This window comes from Streptomyces tanashiensis, assembly GCF_014648895.1.
In the GTDB taxonomy this organism is placed as follows: domain Bacteria; phylum Actinomycetota; class Actinomycetes; order Streptomycetales; family Streptomycetaceae; genus Streptomyces; species Streptomyces tanashiensis.
In genome coordinates this window covers 1,009,358-1,028,310 of the sequence record NZ_BMRZ01000001.1, presented here as the reverse complement: position 1 = coordinate 1,028,310, position 18,953 = coordinate 1,009,358, and the positions used below count along the sequence as shown (strand labels likewise).

General features: G+C 69.8%; 16 protein-coding genes. 15 read left to right on the top strand and 1 reads right to left on the bottom strand.

The genetic code is table 11. The annotated features are described in order from the left end of the window. Positions 1 to 92 precede the first annotated feature (92 nt). Positions 93 to 1,379, top strand: coding sequence for a geranylgeranyl reductase family protein (locus IE237_RS04710; RefSeq protein ID WP_189800468.1), 1,287 nt, complete (start codon positions 93 to 95; stop codon positions 1,377 to 1,379). Positions 1,380 to 1,465: 86 nt separating this feature from the next. Here the strand turns inward: IE237_RS04710 and IE237_RS04705 are convergent, their stop codons facing one another. Then, positions 1,466 to 2,341, bottom strand: coding sequence for a C40 family peptidase (locus IE237_RS04705; RefSeq protein ID WP_189800467.1), 876 nt, complete (start codon positions 2,339 to 2,341; stop codon positions 1,466 to 1,468). 670 nt (positions 2,342 to 3,011) lie between these two features. On the opposite strand from IE237_RS04705, the gene IE237_RS04700 reads away from it, so the two are divergent. The 14 genes from IE237_RS04700 (at position 3,012) to nuoN (ending at position 18,946) form a co-directional block, all read left to right on the top strand. Next, entirely contained in the window at positions 3,012 to 3,371 is a 360-nt protein-coding gene (locus IE237_RS04700) for an NADH-quinone oxidoreductase subunit A (protein ID WP_019888619.1), read from the top strand. A 17-nt stretch (positions 3,372 to 3,388) separates the two neighbouring features. Further along, positions 3,389 to 3,943, top strand: a complete 555-nt coding sequence (locus IE237_RS04695) for a NuoB/complex I 20 kDa subunit family protein (RefSeq protein WP_189800466.1) — start codon at positions 3,389 to 3,391, stop codon at positions 3,941 to 3,943. Then, a complete protein-coding gene (locus tag IE237_RS04690) occupies positions 3,940 to 4,671 on the top strand; it encodes an NADH-quinone oxidoreductase subunit C (protein ID WP_189800465.1) in 732 nt (243 codons plus the stop codon). Before IE237_RS04695 ends, IE237_RS04690 begins: the two co-directional genes overlap by 4 nt. Next, the gene (locus IE237_RS04685) at positions 4,668 to 5,990 is read left to right on the top strand and encodes an NADH-quinone oxidoreductase subunit D (protein ID WP_189800464.1); all 1,323 of its coding nucleotides are present in this window, start codon (positions 4,668 to 4,670) and stop codon (positions 5,988 to 5,990) included. The genes IE237_RS04690 and IE237_RS04685 overlap by 4 nt, the downstream gene beginning before the upstream one ends. Next, positions 5,987 to 6,727, top strand: a complete 741-nt coding sequence (gene nuoE / locus IE237_RS04680; protein WP_189800463.1) for an NADH-quinone oxidoreductase subunit NuoE — start codon at positions 5,987 to 5,989, stop codon at positions 6,725 to 6,727. The genes IE237_RS04685 and nuoE overlap by 4 nt, the downstream gene beginning before the upstream one ends. Next, positions 6,724 to 8,076, top strand: a complete 1,353-nt coding sequence (nuoF, locus tag IE237_RS04675; RefSeq protein WP_189800462.1) for an NADH-quinone oxidoreductase subunit NuoF — start codon at positions 6,724 to 6,726, stop codon at positions 8,074 to 8,076. Before nuoE ends, nuoF begins: the two co-directional genes overlap by 4 nt. Beyond that, positions 8,073 to 10,571 (top strand): NADH-quinone oxidoreductase subunit G, encoded by a 2,499-nt coding sequence (locus IE237_RS04670; RefSeq protein WP_189800461.1) that lies wholly within the window; start codon positions 8,073 to 8,075, stop codon positions 10,569 to 10,571. The genes nuoF and IE237_RS04670 overlap by 4 nt, the downstream gene beginning before the upstream one ends. Positions 10,572 to 10,698: 127 nt before the next feature. Further along, on the top strand, positions 10,699 to 12,090 hold the full coding sequence (nuoH, locus tag IE237_RS04665) for an NADH-quinone oxidoreductase subunit NuoH (RefSeq protein WP_189800460.1): 1,392 nt from the start codon (positions 10,699 to 10,701) through the stop codon (positions 12,088 to 12,090). Continuing rightward, on the top strand, positions 12,065 to 12,661 hold the full coding sequence (gene nuoI, locus IE237_RS04660) for an NADH-quinone oxidoreductase subunit NuoI (RefSeq protein ID WP_189800459.1): 597 nt from the start codon (positions 12,065 to 12,067) through the stop codon (positions 12,659 to 12,661). The genes nuoH and nuoI overlap by 26 nt, the downstream gene beginning before the upstream one ends. After that, positions 12,658 to 13,485: an NADH-quinone oxidoreductase subunit J gene (locus IE237_RS04655; protein ID WP_189800458.1), complete on the top strand. Its 828-nt coding sequence runs from the start codon at positions 12,658 to 12,660 to the stop codon at positions 13,483 to 13,485. Before nuoI ends, IE237_RS04655 begins: the two co-directional genes overlap by 4 nt. Then, positions 13,482 to 13,781 (top strand): NADH-quinone oxidoreductase subunit NuoK, encoded by a 300-nt coding sequence (nuoK, locus tag IE237_RS04650; protein WP_189800457.1) that lies wholly within the window; start codon positions 13,482 to 13,484, stop codon positions 13,779 to 13,781. The genes IE237_RS04655 and nuoK overlap by 4 nt, the downstream gene beginning before the upstream one ends. A 10-nt stretch (positions 13,782 to 13,791) precedes the next feature. After that, positions 13,792 to 15,684 (top strand): NADH-quinone oxidoreductase subunit L, encoded by a 1,893-nt coding sequence (gene nuoL, locus IE237_RS04645; RefSeq protein ID WP_189800456.1) that lies wholly within the window; start codon positions 13,792 to 13,794, stop codon positions 15,682 to 15,684. A 5-nt stretch (positions 15,685 to 15,689) separates the two neighbouring features. Beyond that, positions 15,690 to 17,288 (top strand): NADH-quinone oxidoreductase subunit M, encoded by a 1,599-nt coding sequence (locus IE237_RS04640; RefSeq protein ID WP_189800455.1) that lies wholly within the window; start codon positions 15,690 to 15,692, stop codon positions 17,286 to 17,288. Then, entirely contained in the window at positions 17,285 to 18,946 is a 1,662-nt protein-coding gene (gene nuoN, locus IE237_RS04635) for an NADH-quinone oxidoreductase subunit NuoN (protein WP_189800454.1), read from the top strand. The genes IE237_RS04640 and nuoN overlap by 4 nt, the downstream gene beginning before the upstream one ends. Positions 18,947 to 18,953 lie beyond the last annotated feature (7 nt).

The following is an 18,953-nucleotide window of genomic DNA, read 5'->3' as shown; positions in this document are numbered from 1 at the left end:
GGCTCGACCGGCCGCGACCGCGGCTTCAAGGCGAAACCCCGCCGCTCATAGACTTTCCCCATCCTTCCCTCGACCCCTTCGGGAGATCCGCCGTGACCGAGCAGCCCTTCTCCGAGCACAGCGCTGATGTGATCGTCGTCGGGGCAGGCCCGGCCGGCTCCACCACCGCGTACTACCTGGCCAAGGCCGGACTCGACGTCCTGCTCCTGGAGAAGACCGCGTTCCCCCGCGAGAAGGTCTGCGGCGACGGCCTCACCCCGCGCGCCACCAAGCAGCTCGTCTCCATGGGCATCGACATCTCCGAAGAGGCCGGCTGGCTGCGCAACAGGGGCCTGCGGATCATCGGCGGCGGCGTCCGGCTGGAGCTGGACTGGCCGGATCTCGCCTCCTACCCGGACTACGGACTCGTCCGCAAGCGCGACGACTTCGACGAGCAGCTGGCCCGCCAGGCGCAGAAGGCCGGCGCCCGGCTGTACGAGCGCTGCAACGTCGGCGCGCCGATCATCGACGACCGTACGGGCCGGATCACCGGTGTGCACGCGAAGCTGGGCGAGGAGAAGCGCGAAGTCACCTTCCACGCGCCGCTCGTCGTCGCCGCCGACGGCAACTCCACCCGGCTCTCCGTGGCCATGGGCCTGCACCGCCGCGAGGACCGCCCGATGGGCGTCGCGGTCCGCACGTACTTCGAGAGCCCCCGCCACGACGACGACTACCTGGAGTCCTGGCTGGAGCTGTGGGACCGGCGCGGCCCGCAGGACCGGCTCCTGCCCGGCTACGGCTGGATCTTCCCCATGGGCGACGGCACGTCCAACGTCGGCCTCGGCATCCTCGACTCCTCCTCCGCCTTCAAGGAGCTGGACTGGCGCGAGGTCCTCAAGGCCTGGTGCGCCTCCATGCCGGAGGACTGGGGCTACACCCCGGAGAACATGACGCAGCCGATCCGCGGCGCCGCCCTGCCGATGGCCTTCAACCGCCAGCCGCACTACACCAAGGGCCTGCTGCTCGTCGGTGACGCGGGCGGTCTGGTCAACCCGTTCAACGGCGAGGGCATCGCCTACGCGATGGAGTCGGGCCAGATCGCGGCGGACGTCATCGTCCAGGCGCACGCCCGCGCGACGCCCGCCCAGCGCGAGCTGGCCCTGCGGAACTACCCGCAGATCCTCAAGGACACCTACGGCGGCTACTACACGCTGGGCCGCGCGTTCGTGAAGCTCATCGGCAACCCGAAGATCATGAAGATCGCGACCCAGCGCGGTCTGAGCCACCCCCTGCTGATGAAGTTCACCCTCAAGATGCTGGCGAACCTCACCGACCCGACGGGCGGCGACGCCATGGACCGCATCATCAACGGCCTCTCGAAGGTGGCCCCCAAGGCCTGACCGGCCCCGGCCCCGAACGGGGCGGGAAAGCCAGAAGCCGTCACTCCCCCGAGGAGTGACGGCTTCTCAGCGTGATGGCGCCGGAATCAGAGGATGCGGACGGCGCCCGAGGGGGTGTCCCAGTCCATGGTGTGCTCGACCACGCCGCTGGACGGGTTCTGCGCGCCGACGTACTTGCCGCCGCCCACGTAGATGGCGACGTGGTACGAGCCGCTGCGGCTGCCCCAGTACAGGACGTCGCCCGGCTGCAGGTTGCTCAGGGAGACGGAGGTGCCCATGCTCGACTGCTGGTACGAGATGCGGGGCAGGTCGATGCCGGCCGCGCGGTAGGCGGCCTGCACGAGGCCGGAGCAGTCCCAGGAGTTGGGGCCGGTGCCGCCGGAGACGTAGGCGTCGCCGATCTGGGCCCGGGCGAAGGCCACGATCGCGGCGGCGGAGCCGGAGGGGGCCTGCGTCTCGTTGCTGCTCTGCGAGGCGGTGGAGCCGCTGTCGGACGACGAGCCGTTGTCGTTCGAGGAGCTGGTGGTGGAGAGCTGGGTGCGCGCGCTGTCGCGGGTGGCGCGCTCCGCGGCCTCCTTGCGCTCCTGCTCGGCCTTGAGGCGGGCCTTCTCGGCGCGCTCGGCCGCGGCCTTGCGGTCGGCCTCGGCCTTGGCCTGCTTGGCCTCCTTGGCGGCCTTCTGCAGCGCGGCGTTCTCCTGCGTCTGCAGGCTCTGGTCGAGGGCCTCCTGCTGGGAGGCCTCGGCGGAGGCGGCGACGGCACTGGCGAGACCGGTGCCGGCGTCGAGGGAGCCCAGGGTGGGCATTTCGATGGTCTCGGTCACCGGCTCGGCATTGGCCGGCCCGGCAGCACCGGCCACCGCGATGGTGCCGAGGACGCCACCGGCAACTCCGGCGCGGAGCGCCAGCTTCGAGGCGCTGCGGCGGGGCTTCCGGTGGCTGGGTATGTGAGCGGTGTGGGACATGGGTACAACCGCTATCAGGGCATCGCGGTTCCCTTCAAGAAACGTGGGTTGCGCCACAGTTACGTTCGGAACCTCTGAATCCGCTTCCGTGACACCCTTATTGACGCCGTAACGGGCAAATCGGGCATGGGTCATCCGGCCCTTGATCACGGGTTTTCATTGAAACGCCCGAATTGCCCGACGCTTACCATCCCTTGACGCCGATGGCCAAGCCCTCTTCTTTTGAGGTTCCTGTGAGGTGACGCAGGTCACACTGCCGTCTCGCGAACGCTCGTGAAAACGCGCACGCGTCCACCTCTGTACGCCGGACCCCCCGACCGGGCGACGGGCGGTTCCTTTATCACCCGGACGCGTTCCATCACCAATTTGCCTGTAGAGGGCAACACTTGATAGTGCGACACCCCCTCCGAGCAGCGATTTCCGGTACGGATGTCACATCTGGTGATCACCTGGGCGCTTCGCGCAACAAGATCACCGCTCATCCGACTTCATGATCCTTCGTCAGGTGGTGGAGATCACAAAGTCGTTGCTGTACCCCGTGTCGCAGATCACAGAGGGGCGGGCATAAGATGCGGGGCAGCCGGGCTTGTGAACTGCCTCACATGGGGGCGATCTTTCACGGCCCGCGGTGCGGTCCAACGGTCAAGGACGACTGGAAGGAGCGAGGAGCGTGAATGCGTACGCGCCCGTCCTCGTGCTCGGTGCCCTGGGTGCGGGGTTTGCGATCTTCTCCGTGGTCATGGCCACGCTTATCGGGCCAAAGCGGTACAACAGGGCAAAGCTTGAGGCGTACGAGTGCGGCATCGAACCGACGCCCACTCCGGCCGGCGGCGGCCGCTTCCCGATCAAGTACTACCTGACGGCGATGCTCTTCATCGTCTTCGACATCGAGATCGTCTTCCTCTACCCCTGGGCCGTCACCTTCGACGCCCTGGGGCTTTTCGGGCTCGTGGAGATGCTGCTCTTCGTGCTCACCGTCTTCGTCGCCTACGCGTACGTGTGGCGGCGCGGCGGCCTGGAATGGGACTGAGGGGCTGAGGGGCACCTATGGGACTCGAAGAGAAACTCCCGAGCGGCTTTCTGCTGACGACGGTCGAACAGGCCGCGGGCTGGGTGCGCAAGGCGTCCGTGTTCCCCGCGACCTTCGGCCTCGCATGCTGCGCCATCGAGATGATGACCACCGGAGCCGGCCGGTACGACCTGGCCCGCTTCGGCATGGAGGTCTTCCGCGGCTCGCCGCGCCAGGCCGACCTGATGATCGTGGCCGGCCGGGTGAGCCAGAAGATGGCGCCCGTCCTGAGGCAGGTCTACGACCAGATGCCCAACCCCAAGTGGGTCATCTCCATGGGCGTCTGCGCCTCCTCGGGCGGCATGTTCAACAACTACGCGATCGTGCAGGGCGTCGACCACATCGTGCCGGTCGACATCTACCTGCCCGGTTGCCCGCCGCGTCCGGAGATGCTCCTGGACGCGATCCTCAAGCTCCACCAGAAGATCCAGACCTCCAAGCTCGGCGTGAACGCCGAGGAGGCGGCCCGTGAGGCGGAGGAGGCGGCACTCAAGGCGCTGCCGACCATCGAGTTGAAGGGTCTGCTCCAGTGAGTGACGAAACCCCGAACCCCGAGAAGGAGCTGAGCGGGCAGAACCTGCCCGGCCAGCGCGGGGACCACGGCGAGGAGGTCCGCGTCCAGCGCGGCATGTTCGGCGCCAACAACGGCGGCGACACCTCCGGCTACGGCGGCCTCGTCCGCTCCGTCCGGCTCCCCGGCCCGGCCAACCGCCCCTACGGCGGTTGGTTCGACGAGGTCGCCGACGAGCTGGAGGGCGCCCTGGAGGAGCAGGGGCTCCTCCCGGAGAACGCGATCGAGAAGACGGTCGTCGACCGCGGCGAGCTCACCTTCCACATCGAGCGTGAACACCTCGTCCGCGTGGCCCGCACCCTGCGGGACGACCCGGCGCTCCGCTTCGAGCTCTGCACCGGCGTCTCCGGCGTCCACTACCCCGGCGACAAGGGACGCGAGCTGCACGCCGTCTACCACCTGCGCTCGCTCACCCACGGCCGGCTGATCCGCCTGGAGGTCTCGGCCCCGGACACCGAGCCGCGCATCCCGTCCCTCGTCGCCGTCTACCCGACGAACGACTGGCACGAGCGCGAGACGTACGACTTCTTCGGCATCGTCTTCGACGGCCATCCCGCCCTCACCCGGATCATGATGCCGGACGACTGGCAGGGCCACCCGCAGCGCAAGGACTACCCCCTCGGCGGCATCGCCGTCGAGTACAAGGGCGCCCAGATCCCGGCTCCGGACCAGCGGAGGTCGTACTCGTGAGCACTTCCCACGCGTCTCCCCGCGAGACGACAGAAGGCGCCGTCTACACGGTGACCGGCGGCGACTGGGAAGAGGTCGTCCAGTCCGCCGCGAAGGCCGACGACGAGCGCATCATCGTCAACATGGGCCCGCAGCACCCGTCCACCCACGGCGTGCTCCGCCTCATCCTGGAGATCGACGGCGAGACCGTCACCGAGGCCCGCTGCGGCATCGGCTACCTCCACACCGGCATCGAGAAGAACCTCGAGTACCGGACCTGGACGCAGGGCACCACCTTCGTCACGCGCATGGACTACCTCACCTCGTTCTACAACGAGACGGCGTACTGCCTCGGCGTGGAGAAGCTCCTCGGCATCACCGACCAGATCCCGGACCGGGCCAGCGTCATCCGGGTGCTCCTCATGGAGCTCAACCGGCTCTCCTCCCACCTGGTGTGCATCGCCACCGGCGGCATGGAGCTCGGCGCCACCACGATCATGATCTACGGCTTCCGGGACCGCGAGATGATCCTGGACCTGTACGAGCTGATCACCGGCCTGCGCATGAACCACGCGTTCATCCGCCCCGGCGGCCTCGCCCAGGACCTCCCGCCCGGCGCCGTCGACGCCGTGCGCGAGTTCGTGAAGACCATGAAGAAGAACCTGCCGGAGTACGACAAGCTCGCCACCGGCAACCCCATCTTCAAGGCCCGCATGCAGGACGTCGGCTACCTCGACCTCACCGGATGCATGGCGCTGGGCGCCACCGGACCGATCCTCCGGTCGGCGGGCCTCCCGCACGACCTGCGGAAGACCGACCCGTACTGCGGCTACGAGAACTACGACTTCGAGATCCCCACCGCCGACACCTGCGACTCCTACGGACGCTTCCTCGTCCGCCTGGAGGAGATGCGCCAGTCCCTCCGGATCGTCGAGCAGTGCCTCGACCGCCTGGAGCCCGGCCCGGTCATGGTCGGGGACAAGAAGATCGCCTGGCCGGCGCAGCTCGCCCTCGGCGCCGACGGCCTCGGCAACTCCATGGACCACATCAAGAAGATCATGGGCACCTCCATGGAGGCCCTGATCCACCACTTCAAGCTGGTCACCGAGGGCTTCCGGGTCCCCGCCGGGCAGGCCTACGCGGCCGTCGAATCGCCCAAGGGCGAGCTCGGCGTCCACGTCGTCTCCGACGGCGGCACCCGCCCCTACCGGGTGCACTTCCGCGACCCGTCCTTCACCAACCTCCAGGCCATGGCCGCGATGTGCGAGGGCGGCCAGGTCGCCGACGTCATCGTCGCCGTCGCCTCCATCGACCCCGTGATGGGAGGCGTCGACCGATGACGGAGAACGTCAGCCTCGGGATGCCCCAGCTTCCCGCGCCCTCCTACCCGGCGGACGTCCGCGCCCGCCTGGAGGAGGACGCGCGGGCGATCATCGCCCGCTACCCGGACTCCCGCTCCGCGCTCCTGCCGATGCTGCACCTCGTGCAGTCGGAGGAGGGCCATGTGACCCGTACCGGCATGCGGTTCTGCGCCGAGCTCCTCGGCCTGACCACCGCCGAGGTCACCGCCGTCGCCACCTTCTACACGATGTACCGGCGCAAGCCCTCCGGCGACTACCAGGTCGGCGTCTGCACCAACACGCTCTGCGCGGTCATGGGCGGCGACGCCATCTTCGAGGAGCTCAAGGCCCACCTCGGCGTCGGCAACGACGAGACGACCGACGACGGCAGCATCACCCTCGAACACATCGAGTGCAACGCGGCCTGCGACTTCGCGCCCGTCGTGATGGTCAACTGGGAGTTCTTCGACAACCAGACGCCCGAGTCCGCCAAGAAGATGGTCGACGACCTGCGGGCCGGACGCACCGTCGAACCCACCCGCGGCGCCCCGCTCTGCACCTTCAAGGAGACCGCCCGCATCCTGGCCGGCTTCCCCGACGAGCGCCCCGGCGCCGTCGAGGCCACCGGCGGCGCGGGCCCCGCCTCCCTCGTAGGCCTGCGCCTGGCCAAGGGCGAGACCCCGCACCACCGAATCGTCCACCCGCGCGGTGAGGCAGCCAGTCAGGAGGGGGAGTGATGACCTTGGCCGCCGAGATCAACAACAGCAGCCCGGAGAAACTGCTCGCACCCGTCCTGTCGGCCTTCTGGGACCAGCCCAACTCCTGGACCCTGGAGACCTACGAACGGCACGAGGGCTACCAGGGCCTCAAGCGGGCCCTCGCGATGAGCCCCGACGACCTCATCGCGTACGTCAAGGAATCCGGGCTCCGCGGACGCGGCGGCGCCGGCTTCCCCACCGGCATGAAGTGGCAGTTCATCCCGCAGGGCGACGGCAAGCCGCACTACCTCGTCGTCAACGCCGACGAGTCCGAGCCCGGCACCTGCAAGGACATCCCCCTCCTCTTCGCCAACCCGCACTCCCTCATCGAGGGAATGATCATCGCCTGCTACGCGATCCGCTCCGAGCACGCGTTCATCTACCTGCGCGGCGAGGTCGTCCCCGTCCTGCGCCGCCTCCACGAGGCCGTCCGCGAGGCCTACGCGGCCGGCTACCTCGGCCGGAACATCCTCGGCAGCGGTCTGAACCTCGAACTCACCGTGCACGCCGGCGCCGGCGCGTACATCTGCGGCGAGGAGACCGCCCTGCTCGACTCGCTCGAAGGGCGCCGCGGCCAGCCCCGGCTGCGACCCCCCTTCCCCGCGGTCGCCGGTCTGTACGCCTGCCCCACTGTGGTGAACAACGTCGAGTCCATCGCCTCGGTTCCCGCGATCCTCCACCGCGGCAAGGAATGGTTCACGTCGATGGGCAGCGAGAAGTCCCCGGGCTTCACGCTGTACTCGCTCAGCGGGCACGTCGCCTCGCCCGGCCAGTACGAGGCCCCCCTCGGCATCACCCTGCGCCAGCTCCTCGACATGAGCGGCGGCATGCGCCCGGGCCACCGGCTCAAGTTCTGGACGCCCGGCGGCTCCTCGACCCCGATGTTCACCGACGAGCACCTCGACGTGCCCCTCGACTACGAGGGCGTCGGCGCCGCCGGATCGATGCTCGGCACCAAGGCGCTCCAGTGCTTCGACGAGACCACCTGCGTCGTGCGGGCCGTCACCCGCTGGACCGAGTTCTACGCCCACGAGTCCTGCGGCAAGTGCACTCCCTGCCGCGAGGGCACCTACTGGCTCGTCCAGCTGCTGCGCGACATCGAGGCCGGCAAGGGCTCCCTGTCCGACCTCGACAAGCTCAACGACATCGCCGACAACATCAACGGCAAGTCGTTCTGCGCCCTCGGAGACGGCGCCGCATCGCCGATCTTCTCCTCGCTGAAGTACTTCCGCGAGGAGTACGAGCAGCACATCACGGGCAAGGGCTGCCCCTTCGACCCGGCCAAGTCGACCGCCTGGGCGGACAACCACAAGGAGGTGACCGCATGACCGTCATCGCGTCCACCCCCAGTGGCGGCGGCAGCGCGCCGGTGCCGCCCGAGGACCTCGTGACGCTGACCATCGACGGCGCCGAGATCTCCGTCCCCAAGGGGACGCTCGTCATCCGCGCCGCCGAACAGCTCGGCATCGAGATCCCGCGCTTCTGCGACCACCCGCTCCTCGACCCCGCCGGCGCCTGCCGCCAGTGCATCGTCGAGGTCGAGGGCCAGCGCAAGCCCATGGCCTCCTGCACCATCACCTGCACCGACGGCATGGTGGTGAAGTCGCAGCTGACCAGCCCCGTCGCCGAGAAGGCCCAGCACGGCGTGATGGAGCTGCTGCTCGTCAACCACCCGCTGGACTGCCCCGTCTGCGACAAGGGCGGCGAGTGCCCCCTGCAGAACCAGGCCATGTCCCACGGGCAGTCCGAGTCCCGCTTCGAGGGCGTCAAGCGCACCTACGAGAAGCCGGTCGCGATCTCCACCCAGGTGCTGCTCGACCGCGAGCGGTGCGTCCTGTGCGCCCGCTGCACCCGCTTCTCCAACCAGGTCGCGGGCGACCCGATGATCGAGCTCATCGAGCGCGGCGCGCTCCAGCAGGTCGGCACCGGCGAGGGCGACCCCTTCGAGTCGTACTTCTCCGGCAACACCATCCAGATCTGCCCGGTCGGCGCCCTCACCTCGGCCGCCTACCGCTTCCGCTCCCGCCCCTTCGACCTCGTCTCCTCGCCGTCCGTCTGCGAGCAGTGCGCCGGCGGCTGCGCCACCCGCACCGACCACCGGCGCGGCAAGGTCATGCGACGGCTCGCCGCCGACGACCCGGAGGTCAACGAGGAGTGGATCTGCGACAAGGGCCGCTTCGGCTTCCGGTACGCCCAGCAGCGCGACCGGCTCACCACCCCGCTCGTCCGGAACCACGAGACCGGTGAGCTGGAGCCCGCCTCCTGGCCCGAGGCCCTGGAGGCCGCCGCCCGCGGCCTCGTCCGCGGCCGGACCGGCGTCCTGACCGGCGGCAGGCTGACCGTCGAGGACTCCTACGCGTACGCCAAGTTCGCCCGGGTCGCCCTCGACACCAACGACATCGACTTCCGGGCCCGGATCCACTCCGGCGAGGAGGCCGACTTCCTGGCCTCCGCCGTCGCGGGCCGGGGACGCGACCTGGACGGCAGCGGGGTCACGTACACCTCGCTGGAGGCCGCCCCGGCGGTGCTCCTCGTCGGTCTGGAGTCCGAGGAGGAGGCCCCCGGCGTCTTCCTGCGGCTCCGCAAGGCCTGGCGCAAGCACGGCCAGAAGACCTACGCCGTCGCCCCGTTCGCGACCCGCGGCCTGGAGAAGTCGGGCGGCACCCTGCTGCCCGCCGCCCCCGGCACCGAGACCGAGTGGCTCGACGCCCTCACCTCCCGGGTCGGCCTCTCCGAGGACGGCGCGGCCGCGGCCGAGGCCCTCCGACAGGAGGGCGCCGTCCTCGCCGTCGGCGAGCGGCTCGCCGGCGTGCCCGGCGCGCTCACCGCCGCCCTGCGCGCCTCCGCCGCGACCGGCGCCCGCCTCGTGTGGATCCCGCGCCGCTCCGGCGAACGCGGCGCCGTCGAGGCCGGAGCGCTCCCGGCGCTGCTGCCCGGCGGCCGGCCCGCGACCGACCCCCGCGCGCGTGAGGAGGTCGCCGCCGCCTGGGGCGTCCGCGAACTCCCGCACCGCTACGGCCGCGACACCGGCCAGATCGTGGAGGCCGCCGCCGGCGGCGAGCTCGGCGCGCTGCTCGTCGCCGGGGTCGAGGTCGCCGACCTGCCGGACCCGGCACGCGCGCGTGAAGCCCTCGACGCGGCCTTCGTGGTCTCCCTGGAGCTGCGGCCGAGCGAGGTCACCGAGCGCGCCGACGTGATCCTGCCGGTCGCGGCCGTCGCCGAGAAGCCCGGCACCTTCCTCAACTGGGAGGGCAGGGCCCGGCTCTTCGAGGCGGCGCTCAAGCCCGAGCAGATGACCCGGCCGCTCGCGCCGAGCGACGCCCGCGTGCTGCACATGCTGGCCGACGCCCTCGACGCCCACCTCGGTCTGCCCGACCTGCGGTCCGTGCGCCGGGAGCTGGACCGGCTCGGCGGCTGGACCGAGGAGCGGGCCTCCGAGCCCACCGGGCACGGCGTGCCCGCGCCCCGGCCCGGCGACGGCGAGGCCGTCCTCGCCGGACACCGGCTCCTCCTCGACCTCGGCAGGCTCCAGGAGGGCGACACCGCCCTGGCCGGCACCCGTCACGCGGCGGTCGCCCGGCTCTCCGCCGCCACCGCCGCCGACACCGGCGTCAAGGACGGCGACGTCCTGGAGGTGACCGGCCCCGCGGGCTCCGTCGCCTTCCCGCTCCAGGTCACCGAGATGCCCGACCGCGTCGTCTGGCTCCCGCTGAACTCGGCCGGCCGCGGCGTCCTCTCCGACACCGGCGCCCACCCCGGCGACCTGGTCCGCATCGGCCCGGCCGGGCCGGCGGCCGGCAAGGGCGCGGAGGCGGGCTCATGACCGTGACTCCTGTCCGGCCGGGCGAAGCCCTGGCCACCGCGGGCCGTGGCCCCGCCGGGCCACAGACCCGCATCCCCCTCGTCCGGTCGGGCGCAGCCCGGACCGCAGCTGCTCCGGAGGTGCGCGCATGACCGCCCTCGCTCCACTCGCGGACGCTCAGCGCAGCGTCCTCGCCGCCGAAGACCTGTCCATGTTCGGTACGGACCCCTGGTGGCTCGTGCTGATCAAGGCGGTCTTCTGCTTCGCCTTCCTGATGATCACCGTGCTCTTCTCCATCGTGTGGGAGCGCAAGGTCGTCGCCTGGATGCAGCTGCGCATCGGCCCCAACCGGCACGGCCCCTGGGGTCTCCTCCAGTCCCTCGCGGACGGCATCAAGCTGATGCTCAAGGAGGACGTGATCGTCAAGAAGGCCGACAAGGTCGTCTACGTCCTCGCCCCGATCATCGCCGCGATCCCCGCCTTCATGGCGATCGCCGTGATCCCCTTCGGCCCGGCCGGCAACGAGGTCTCGATCTTCGGCCACCGGACCGCGATGCAGCTCACCGACCTGCCGATCGCGATGCTGTACGTCCTCGCGGTCGCCTCCGTCGGCATCTACGGCATCGTCCTCGCCGGCTGGTCCTCCGGGTCCACGTACCCGCTGCTCGGCGGCCTCCGGTCCTGCGCGCAGATGATCTCGTACGAGATCGCCATGGGCGCGGCCTTCGCCTCGGTCTTCCTCTACTCCGGGTCGATGTCGACCTCGAAGATCGTCGAGGCGCAGGCGGACCGCTGGTTCGTGATCCTGCTGCCGGTCTCGTTCATCATCTACATCGTCACGATGGTCGGCGAGACGAACCGCGCGCCCTTCGACATGCCGGAGTCCGAGGGCGACCTCGTCGGCGGCTTCAACACCGAGTACTCGTCCATCAAGTTCGCGATGTTCATGCTCGCCGAGTACGTGAACATGGTGACGGTCTCGGCCGTGTCGGTGACCCTCTTCCTGGGCGGCTGGCGGGCCCCGTACCCGGTCTCCACCTTCTGGGAGGGCGCGAACCACGGCTGGTGGCCGATGCTCTGGTTCGTCATCAAGGTGCAGCTGCTGCTGTTCTTCTTCATCTGGCTGCGCGGCACCCTGCCCCGCGTCCGCTACGACCAGCTGATGAAGCTCGGCTGGAAGGTCCTCATCCCGGTCGCCGTGGTCTGGCTGATGCTGGTCGCCACCGTCCGCGCGCTGCGGAACGAGAACATCGCCTTCGCCGACATCGTGCTGTACGTGGCCGGTGCCGTCCTCGGGCTGCTGCTGCTGTCCTTCCTGGTCGACGTGTTCCGCGACCGGAAGGCGAAGGCGGCCGGGGCGGAAGCCGCGGACGGGGGCTCCTTCGACCCGATGGCCGGCGGCTTCCCCGTACCGCCCAAGCCCGGACAGTCCCTGCCGGCCGTGCCCCGGCGCAGGCCCCGGCACGACCGGGACCTCGTTGTCAGTGGCGCCCCCGATACTGCTACTGCGAGTGATGGAAAGGAGACGGACGGTGTCTGATTTCCAGAATCCGGTGGCCGGCTTCGGCGTGACCTTCAAGGCCATGTTCAAGAAGCGGCTGACCGAGCAGTACCCGGAGCAGCAGAAGACGACGGCGCCCCGCTTCCACGGCCGGCACCAGCTCAACCGTCACCCCGACGGTCTGGAGAAGTGCGTCGGCTGCGAGCTGTGCGCCTGGGCCTGTCCCGCCGACGCCATCTACGTGGAGGGCGCGGACAACACCGACGAGGAGCGCTACTCGCCCGGCGAGCGGTACGGCCGCGTCTACCAGATCAACTACGCCCGCTGCATCCTCTGCGGACTGTGCATCGAGGCGTGCCCCACGCGCGCGCTGACGATGACCAACGAGTTCGAGCTGGCCGACTCCTCCCGCGAGAACCTGATCTACACCAAGGAGCAGCTTCTCGCGGGCCTGGAGGAGACCATGGTCGACTCGCCGCACGCGATCTTCCCCGGCATGACCGAGCAGGACTACTACCGGGGCCTGGTCACCGAGGCCGCGCCCGGCACCGTCCGTCAGGTCGCCGTGTCCAAGGGGGAGAAGGGCGAGCCGGAGGGGGCGGACGCATGAGCGCGAACCTCGCGGCGTACGCGACCTCTTCCGGCGAGGCCTTCCAGTTCTGGGTCCTCGGCACCGTCGCCGTCGTCGGCGCGCTGTGCACGATCCTGATGCGGAAGGCCGTGCACTCGGCGCTCTGCCTCGCCGGGACCATGATCGTCCTGGCGGTCTTCTACCTGGCCAACGGCGCGTACTTCCTCGGCATCGTCCAGATCGTCGTCTACACCGGCGCGATCATGATGCTCTTCCTCTTCGTCGTCATGCTGGTCGGTGTCACGGCCGCGGACTCGCTGAAGGAGACCATCAAGGGGCAGCGCTGGTGGGCCGTCGCCTGCGGGCTCGGCTTCGGCATCCTGCTCGCCGCCGGCATCGGCAACGCCTCGCTGAAGGACTTCGCCGGACTCGGCGCGGCCAACAGCGCGTACGGCGGGAACGTCGAGGGCCTCGCCGCCCTCATCTTCACCAAGTACGTCTTCGCCTTCGAGATCACCGGCGCGCTGCTGATCACGGCGGCCGTCGGCGCGATGGTGCTCACCCACCGGGAGCGCACCGAGCGGGCCCGCACCCAGCGCGAGCTCTCCGAGCAGCGCGTGCGCGAGGGCAAGCACGTCCCGCCGCTGCCCGCACCCGGTGTGTACGCCCGGCACAACGCCGTCGACATCGCCGGTCTGCTGCCCGACGGCACCCCGGCGGAGCTCACCGTCATGCAGACCCTGCGCAAGCGGGGTCAGATCCGGGACGTGTCCACCGAGGCGATGGCCGACCTCAAGGCCCTGGAGCAGCGCTCCGAGGAGCGGCTCGGCCGGGACCGGGACGAAGAGGAGGCCACCCGGTGAATCCCGTCAACTACCTGTATCTCGCCGCCCTGCTGTTCACCATCGGTGCGGTCGGGGTGCTGATCCGGCGCAACGCGATCGTCGTCTTCATGTGCGTCGAGCTCATGCTCAACGCCTGCAACCTCGCGTTCGTCACCTTCTCCCGCATGCACGGCAACCTCGACGGCCAGATCATCGCCTTCTTCACGATGGTCGTCGCCGCCGCGGAGGTCGTCGTCGGGCTCGCGATCATCGTGTCCGTCTTCCGTGCCCGCCACTCGGCCTCGGTCGACGACGCCAGCCTGATGAAGCTGTGAGGGGCTGACCGTGGAAAATCTCATTGCGCTGCTCATCGGGGCGCCCCTGCTCGGCGCGGCGGTGCTGCTCTGCGGCGGGCGGCGGCTCGACAGGTCCGGGCACTGGCTCGGCACGCTCCTCGCGGCGGCCTCCTTCGTGATCGCCCTTGCGCTCTTCGCCGACATGCTCGGCAAGAGCGCCGACGACCGGGCCATGTTCCAGCGGCTCTACACCTGGATCCCCGTCGAGGGCTTCCGGGCGGACATGGCCTTCCAGCTCGACCAGCTGTCGATGACCTTCGTCCTGCTGATCACCGGGGTCGGCACGCTCATCCACATCTACTCCATCGGCTACATGGAGCACGACGAGCGCCGCCGCCGGTTCTTCGGCTACCTCAACCTGTTCGTCGCGGCGATGCTCCTGCTCGTCCTCGCCGACAACTACCTGCTGCTGTACTTCGGCTGGGAGGGCGTCGGCCTCGCCTCGTACCTCCTGATCGGCTTCTGGCAGCACAAGCCCACCGCGGCCACCGCCGCGAAGAAGGCCTTCCTGGTCAACCGGGTCGGCGACATGGGCCTCTCGATCGCCATCATGATCATGTTCACCACCTTCGGCACCTTCACCTTCGGGCCGGTGCTCGCGGAGACCGGCCAGGCCTCCGAGGGCAAGCTGACCGCGATCGGCCTGATGCTGCTCCTCGCCGCCTGCGGCAAGTCGGCCCAGGTGCCGCTGCAGTCCTGGCTCGGGGACGCGATGGAGGGCCCGACCCCGGTCTCGGCCCTCATCCACGCGGCCACGATGGTGACCGCCGGTGTCTATCTGATCGTCCGCTCCGCCGACATCTTCAACGCGGCGCCGGACGCCCAGCTCGTCGTCACCGTCGTCGGAGCGGTCACGCTCCTCTTCGGTGCGATCGTCGGTTGCGCGAAGGACGACATCAAGAAGGCACTCGCCGGTTCGACGATGTCGCAGATCGGCTACATGATCCTCGCGGCCGGCCTCGGCCCGATCGGCTACGTCTTCGCGATCATGCACCTGGTGACGCACGGCTTCTTCAAGGCCGGTCTCTTCCTCGGTGCCGGATCCGTCATGCACGGCATGAACGATGAGGTCGACATGCGGAGGTACGGCGGCCTGCGGAAGTACATGCCGGTCACCTTCGTCACCTTCGGCCTCGGCTACCTCGCGATCATCGGCTTCCCCGGCCTGTCCGGCTTCTTCTCCAAGGACAAGATCATCGAGGCGGCCTTCGCCAAGGGCGGCACCGAGGGCTGGATCCTCGGCTCGGTCACCCTGCTCGGCGCGGCCATCACCGCGTACTACATGACCCGCGTGATGCTGATGACCTTCTTCGGCGAGAAGCGCTGGCAGCCCGACGAGAACGGCGAGCCGCCGCACCCGCACGAGTCGCCGAAGTCCATGACGATCCCGATGGTGCTGCTCGCCGTCGGCTCCGTCGCGGCGGGCGCGTACTTCGAGTTCGCCGGGTTCGTCGAGTGGCTGGAGCCGGTCACCGGCTTCGCCCACGGCCACTCGCCGCTCAGCGCCGCCGCCGTCACCACCGCCACCGTCGCCGTCATGGTGATCGGCGTCGGCCTCGCCTACCTCCAGTACGGCCGCAAGCCCGTCCCGGTGGTCGCCCCGCGCGGCTCGCTGCTCACCCGGGCCGCCCGCCGCGACCTGCTCCAGGACGACTTCAACCACGCCGTCTTCGTCACCGGCGGCACGCACCTGACGCGCTCGCTCGTCTACGTCGACCACACCCTGGTCGACGGCGTGGTCAACGGCACCGCGGCCGCCGTCGGCGGACTCTCCGGCCGGCTGCGCAAGCTCCAGAACGGCTACGTCCGCTCGTACGCGGTCTCCATGTTCGGAGGTACGGCGGTGCTGATCGCCGCGACCCTGCTGATGAGGGCGGTGTGACTCCCATGTCCCAAGTGGTCAACGCGGGCTTCCCGCTCCTCACGGCGACGGCGGCGGTCCCGGCGGTCGGTGCGATCCTCACCGCCGCCGTCCCGGCCGCCCGCCGCACCGCCGCCAAATGGCTGGCGCTGCTCGTCTCGCTCGCCACCCTCGTGCTGGCCGGGGTGATCTTCGCCGGCTTCGAACCGGGCGGCGACCGCTACCAGTTCGTCGAGTCGTACTCCTGGATCAAGGACTTCGGCGTCCGGTACGAACTCGGGGTCGACGGCATCGGGGTGGCGCTCATCGCGCTCACCGCCCTGCTGATCCCGTTCATCGTGCTGGCCGGCTGGCACGATGCCGACCCTCTGGAGACCTCCTCGAAGAGGTGGCGGCCGACGCAGGGCTTCTTCGCCCTGATCCTCATGGTCGAGGCGATGGTGATCCTCTCCTTCGAGGCCACCGACGTCTTCCTCTTCTACATCCTCTTCGAAGCCATGCTCATCCCGATGTACTTCCTCATCGGCGGCTTCGGCGACCGCGCCCACACCGGCTCCGACGAGAACGCGGCGGCCCAGCGCTCCTACGCGGCCGTCAAGTTCCTCCTCTACAACCTGGTCGGCGGCCTCATCATGCTGGCCGCCGTCATCGGGCTCTACGTGGTCGCGGGGAACTTCTCGCTCACGGAGATCGCCGAGGCCCGGGCCAACGGCTCGCTGGAGATGGCGACCAGCACCGAGCGGTGGCTCTTCCTCGGCTTCTTCTTCGCCTTCGCGGTGAAGGCGCCGCTGTGGCCGCTGCACACCTGGCTGCCGAACGCGATGGGGGAGGCCACCGCCCCGGTCGCCGTCCTCATCACCGCCGTGGTCGACAAGGTCGGCACCTTCGCGATGCTCCGCTTCTGCCTCGGTCTCTTCCCCGAGGCGAGCAAGTGGGCGACCCCGGCGATCGTCGTCCTCGCCCTCATCAGCATCGTGTACGGCGCGCTGCTCGCCGTGGGCCAGCGGGACATCAAGCGCCTGGTCGCCTACGCGTCGATCTCGCACTTCGGCTTCATCATCCTGGGCATCTTCGCGATGACCAGCCAGGGCCAGTCCGGTGCGACGCTCTACATGGTCAACCACGGCATCTCGACGGCCGCGCTGATGCTCGTCGCCGGCTTCCTGATCTCCCGGCGCGGCTCGCGGCTCATCGCCGACTACGGCGGTGTGCAGAAGGTCGCCCCGGTGCTCGCCGGCACCTTCCTGATCGGCGGCCTCGCGACCCTGTCGCTGCCCGGACTCGCGCCGTTCGTCAGCGAGTTCCTGGTCCTGGTCGGCACGTACGCCCGGTACCCGGTGGCCGGAATCATCGCCACCACCGGCATCGTCCTCGCCGCGCTCTACACCCTCGTCCTCTACCAGCGGACGATGACCGGGCCGGTGAAGGAGGAGGTGCGGGCGCTGCCCGACCTGCGGGCGCGTGAGCTGGCCGTGGTCGTCCCGCTGATCGCCGTCCTGATCTTCCTCGGGGTCTTCCCGAAGCCGCTGACGGACGTCGTCAATCCGGCCGTGCGGCACACCATGTCCGACGTCCAGCAGAAGGACCCCCAGCCTTCGATCCAGAACGTGGAGGCGGCCAAGTGAGCACATCCGCCGTCGCACCCTCCGTCCACAGCCTGTGGACGACCGCCGCCGGGCCGCTGGAGAAGATCCCGGCGCCCCACATCGAGTACACGCAGCTCTCGCCCGTGCTCATCGTGATCGGCGCGGCGATCGTCAGCGTCCTCGTCGAGGCCTTCGTGCCCCGCAAGGGCCGCTACCACAGCCAGGTCTTCCTGTCCGTCCTCGCGCTCGCCGCCGCCTTCGCCGCCGTCGTCGGCCTGGCGGCGGGCGGCTACGGCTCCACCAAGGCCCACATCGCGGCCATGGGCGCCATCGCCGTCGACGGACCCGCCCTCTTCCTCCAGGGCACCATTCTCCTCGCCTCCATCGTGGCGATCTTCACCTTCGCCGAGCGCAGGCTCGACCCGGCCGACCACGGCCACAAGGTCGACTCCTTCGCCGCCGAGGCCGCCGCCGTCCCCGGCAGCGAGCAGGAGAGGGCCGCCGTCAAGGCCGGCTTCACCACCACCGAGGTCTTCCCGCTCGCGCTCTTCGCGATCGCCGGCATGCTGGTCTTCCCGGCCGCCAACGACCTCCTGACGCTCTTCGTCGCGCTGGAGGTCTTCTCCCTCCCGCTGTACCTGCTCTGCGCCGTCGCCCGCCGCAAGCGGCTGATGTCGCAGGAGGCGGCCGTCAAGTACTTCCTGCTCGGCGCCTTCTCCTCGGCCTTCCTGCTCTTCGGGATCGCCCTGCTCTACGGCTACGCGGGCTCCGTCTCGTACGCCACCATCGCCCGCGTCGTCGACGGCTCGATCGGCTCCGTCGACCCGGCGCTCGCCGACACCATGGGCAACGACGCGCTGCTGCTCATCGGCTTCGCCATGGTCCTCATGGGGCTCCTCTTCAAGGTCGGCGCCGTGCCGTTCCACATGTGGACCCCGGACGTCTACCAGGGGGCCCCGACCCCGGTCACCGGCTTCATGGCCGCCGCGACCAAGGTCGCCGCCTTCGGCGCCCTGCTCCGCCTGCTGTACGTGGTGCTGCCGGGCCTCACCTGGGACTGGCGGCCCGTCATGTGGGGCGTCGCCGTCGTCACCATGCTGGGCGGTGCGATCGTCGCCATCACCCAGACCGACATCAAGCGGCTCCTGGCGTACTCCTCGATCGCGCACGCGGGCTTCCTGCTCGCGGGTGTCATCGCGGCCACGCCGAGCGGGATCTCGTCCGTCCTCTTCTACCTGGGGGCGTACTCCTTCGTGACGATCGGCGCGTTCGCCGTCGTCACCCTGGTCCGGGACGCGGGCGGCGAGGCCACCCACCTGTCCAAGTGGGCCGGGCTCGGGCGCCGTTCGCCGCTCGTCGCGGCGGTCTTCGCGGTCTTCCTGCTCGCCTTCGCCGGCATTCCGCTGACCTCCGGCTTCTCCGGGAAGTTCGCGGTCTTCAAGGCGGCGGCGGACGGCGGCGCGGGCGCCCTCGTCGTGGTCGGTGTGATCGCCTCGGCGATCGCCGCGTTCTTCTACATCCGGGTCATCGTGCTCATGTTCTTCAGCGAGCCGAAGGCGGACGGCCCGACGGTCGCCGTGCCCTCGGCCCTGACGAGCATCACGATCACGGCGGGCGTCGTGGTCACCCTGGTCCTCGGCGTGGCCCCGCAGTACTTCCTGGACCTGGCGAACCAGGCGAGCGTGTTCGTCCGGTAGCGCGGAC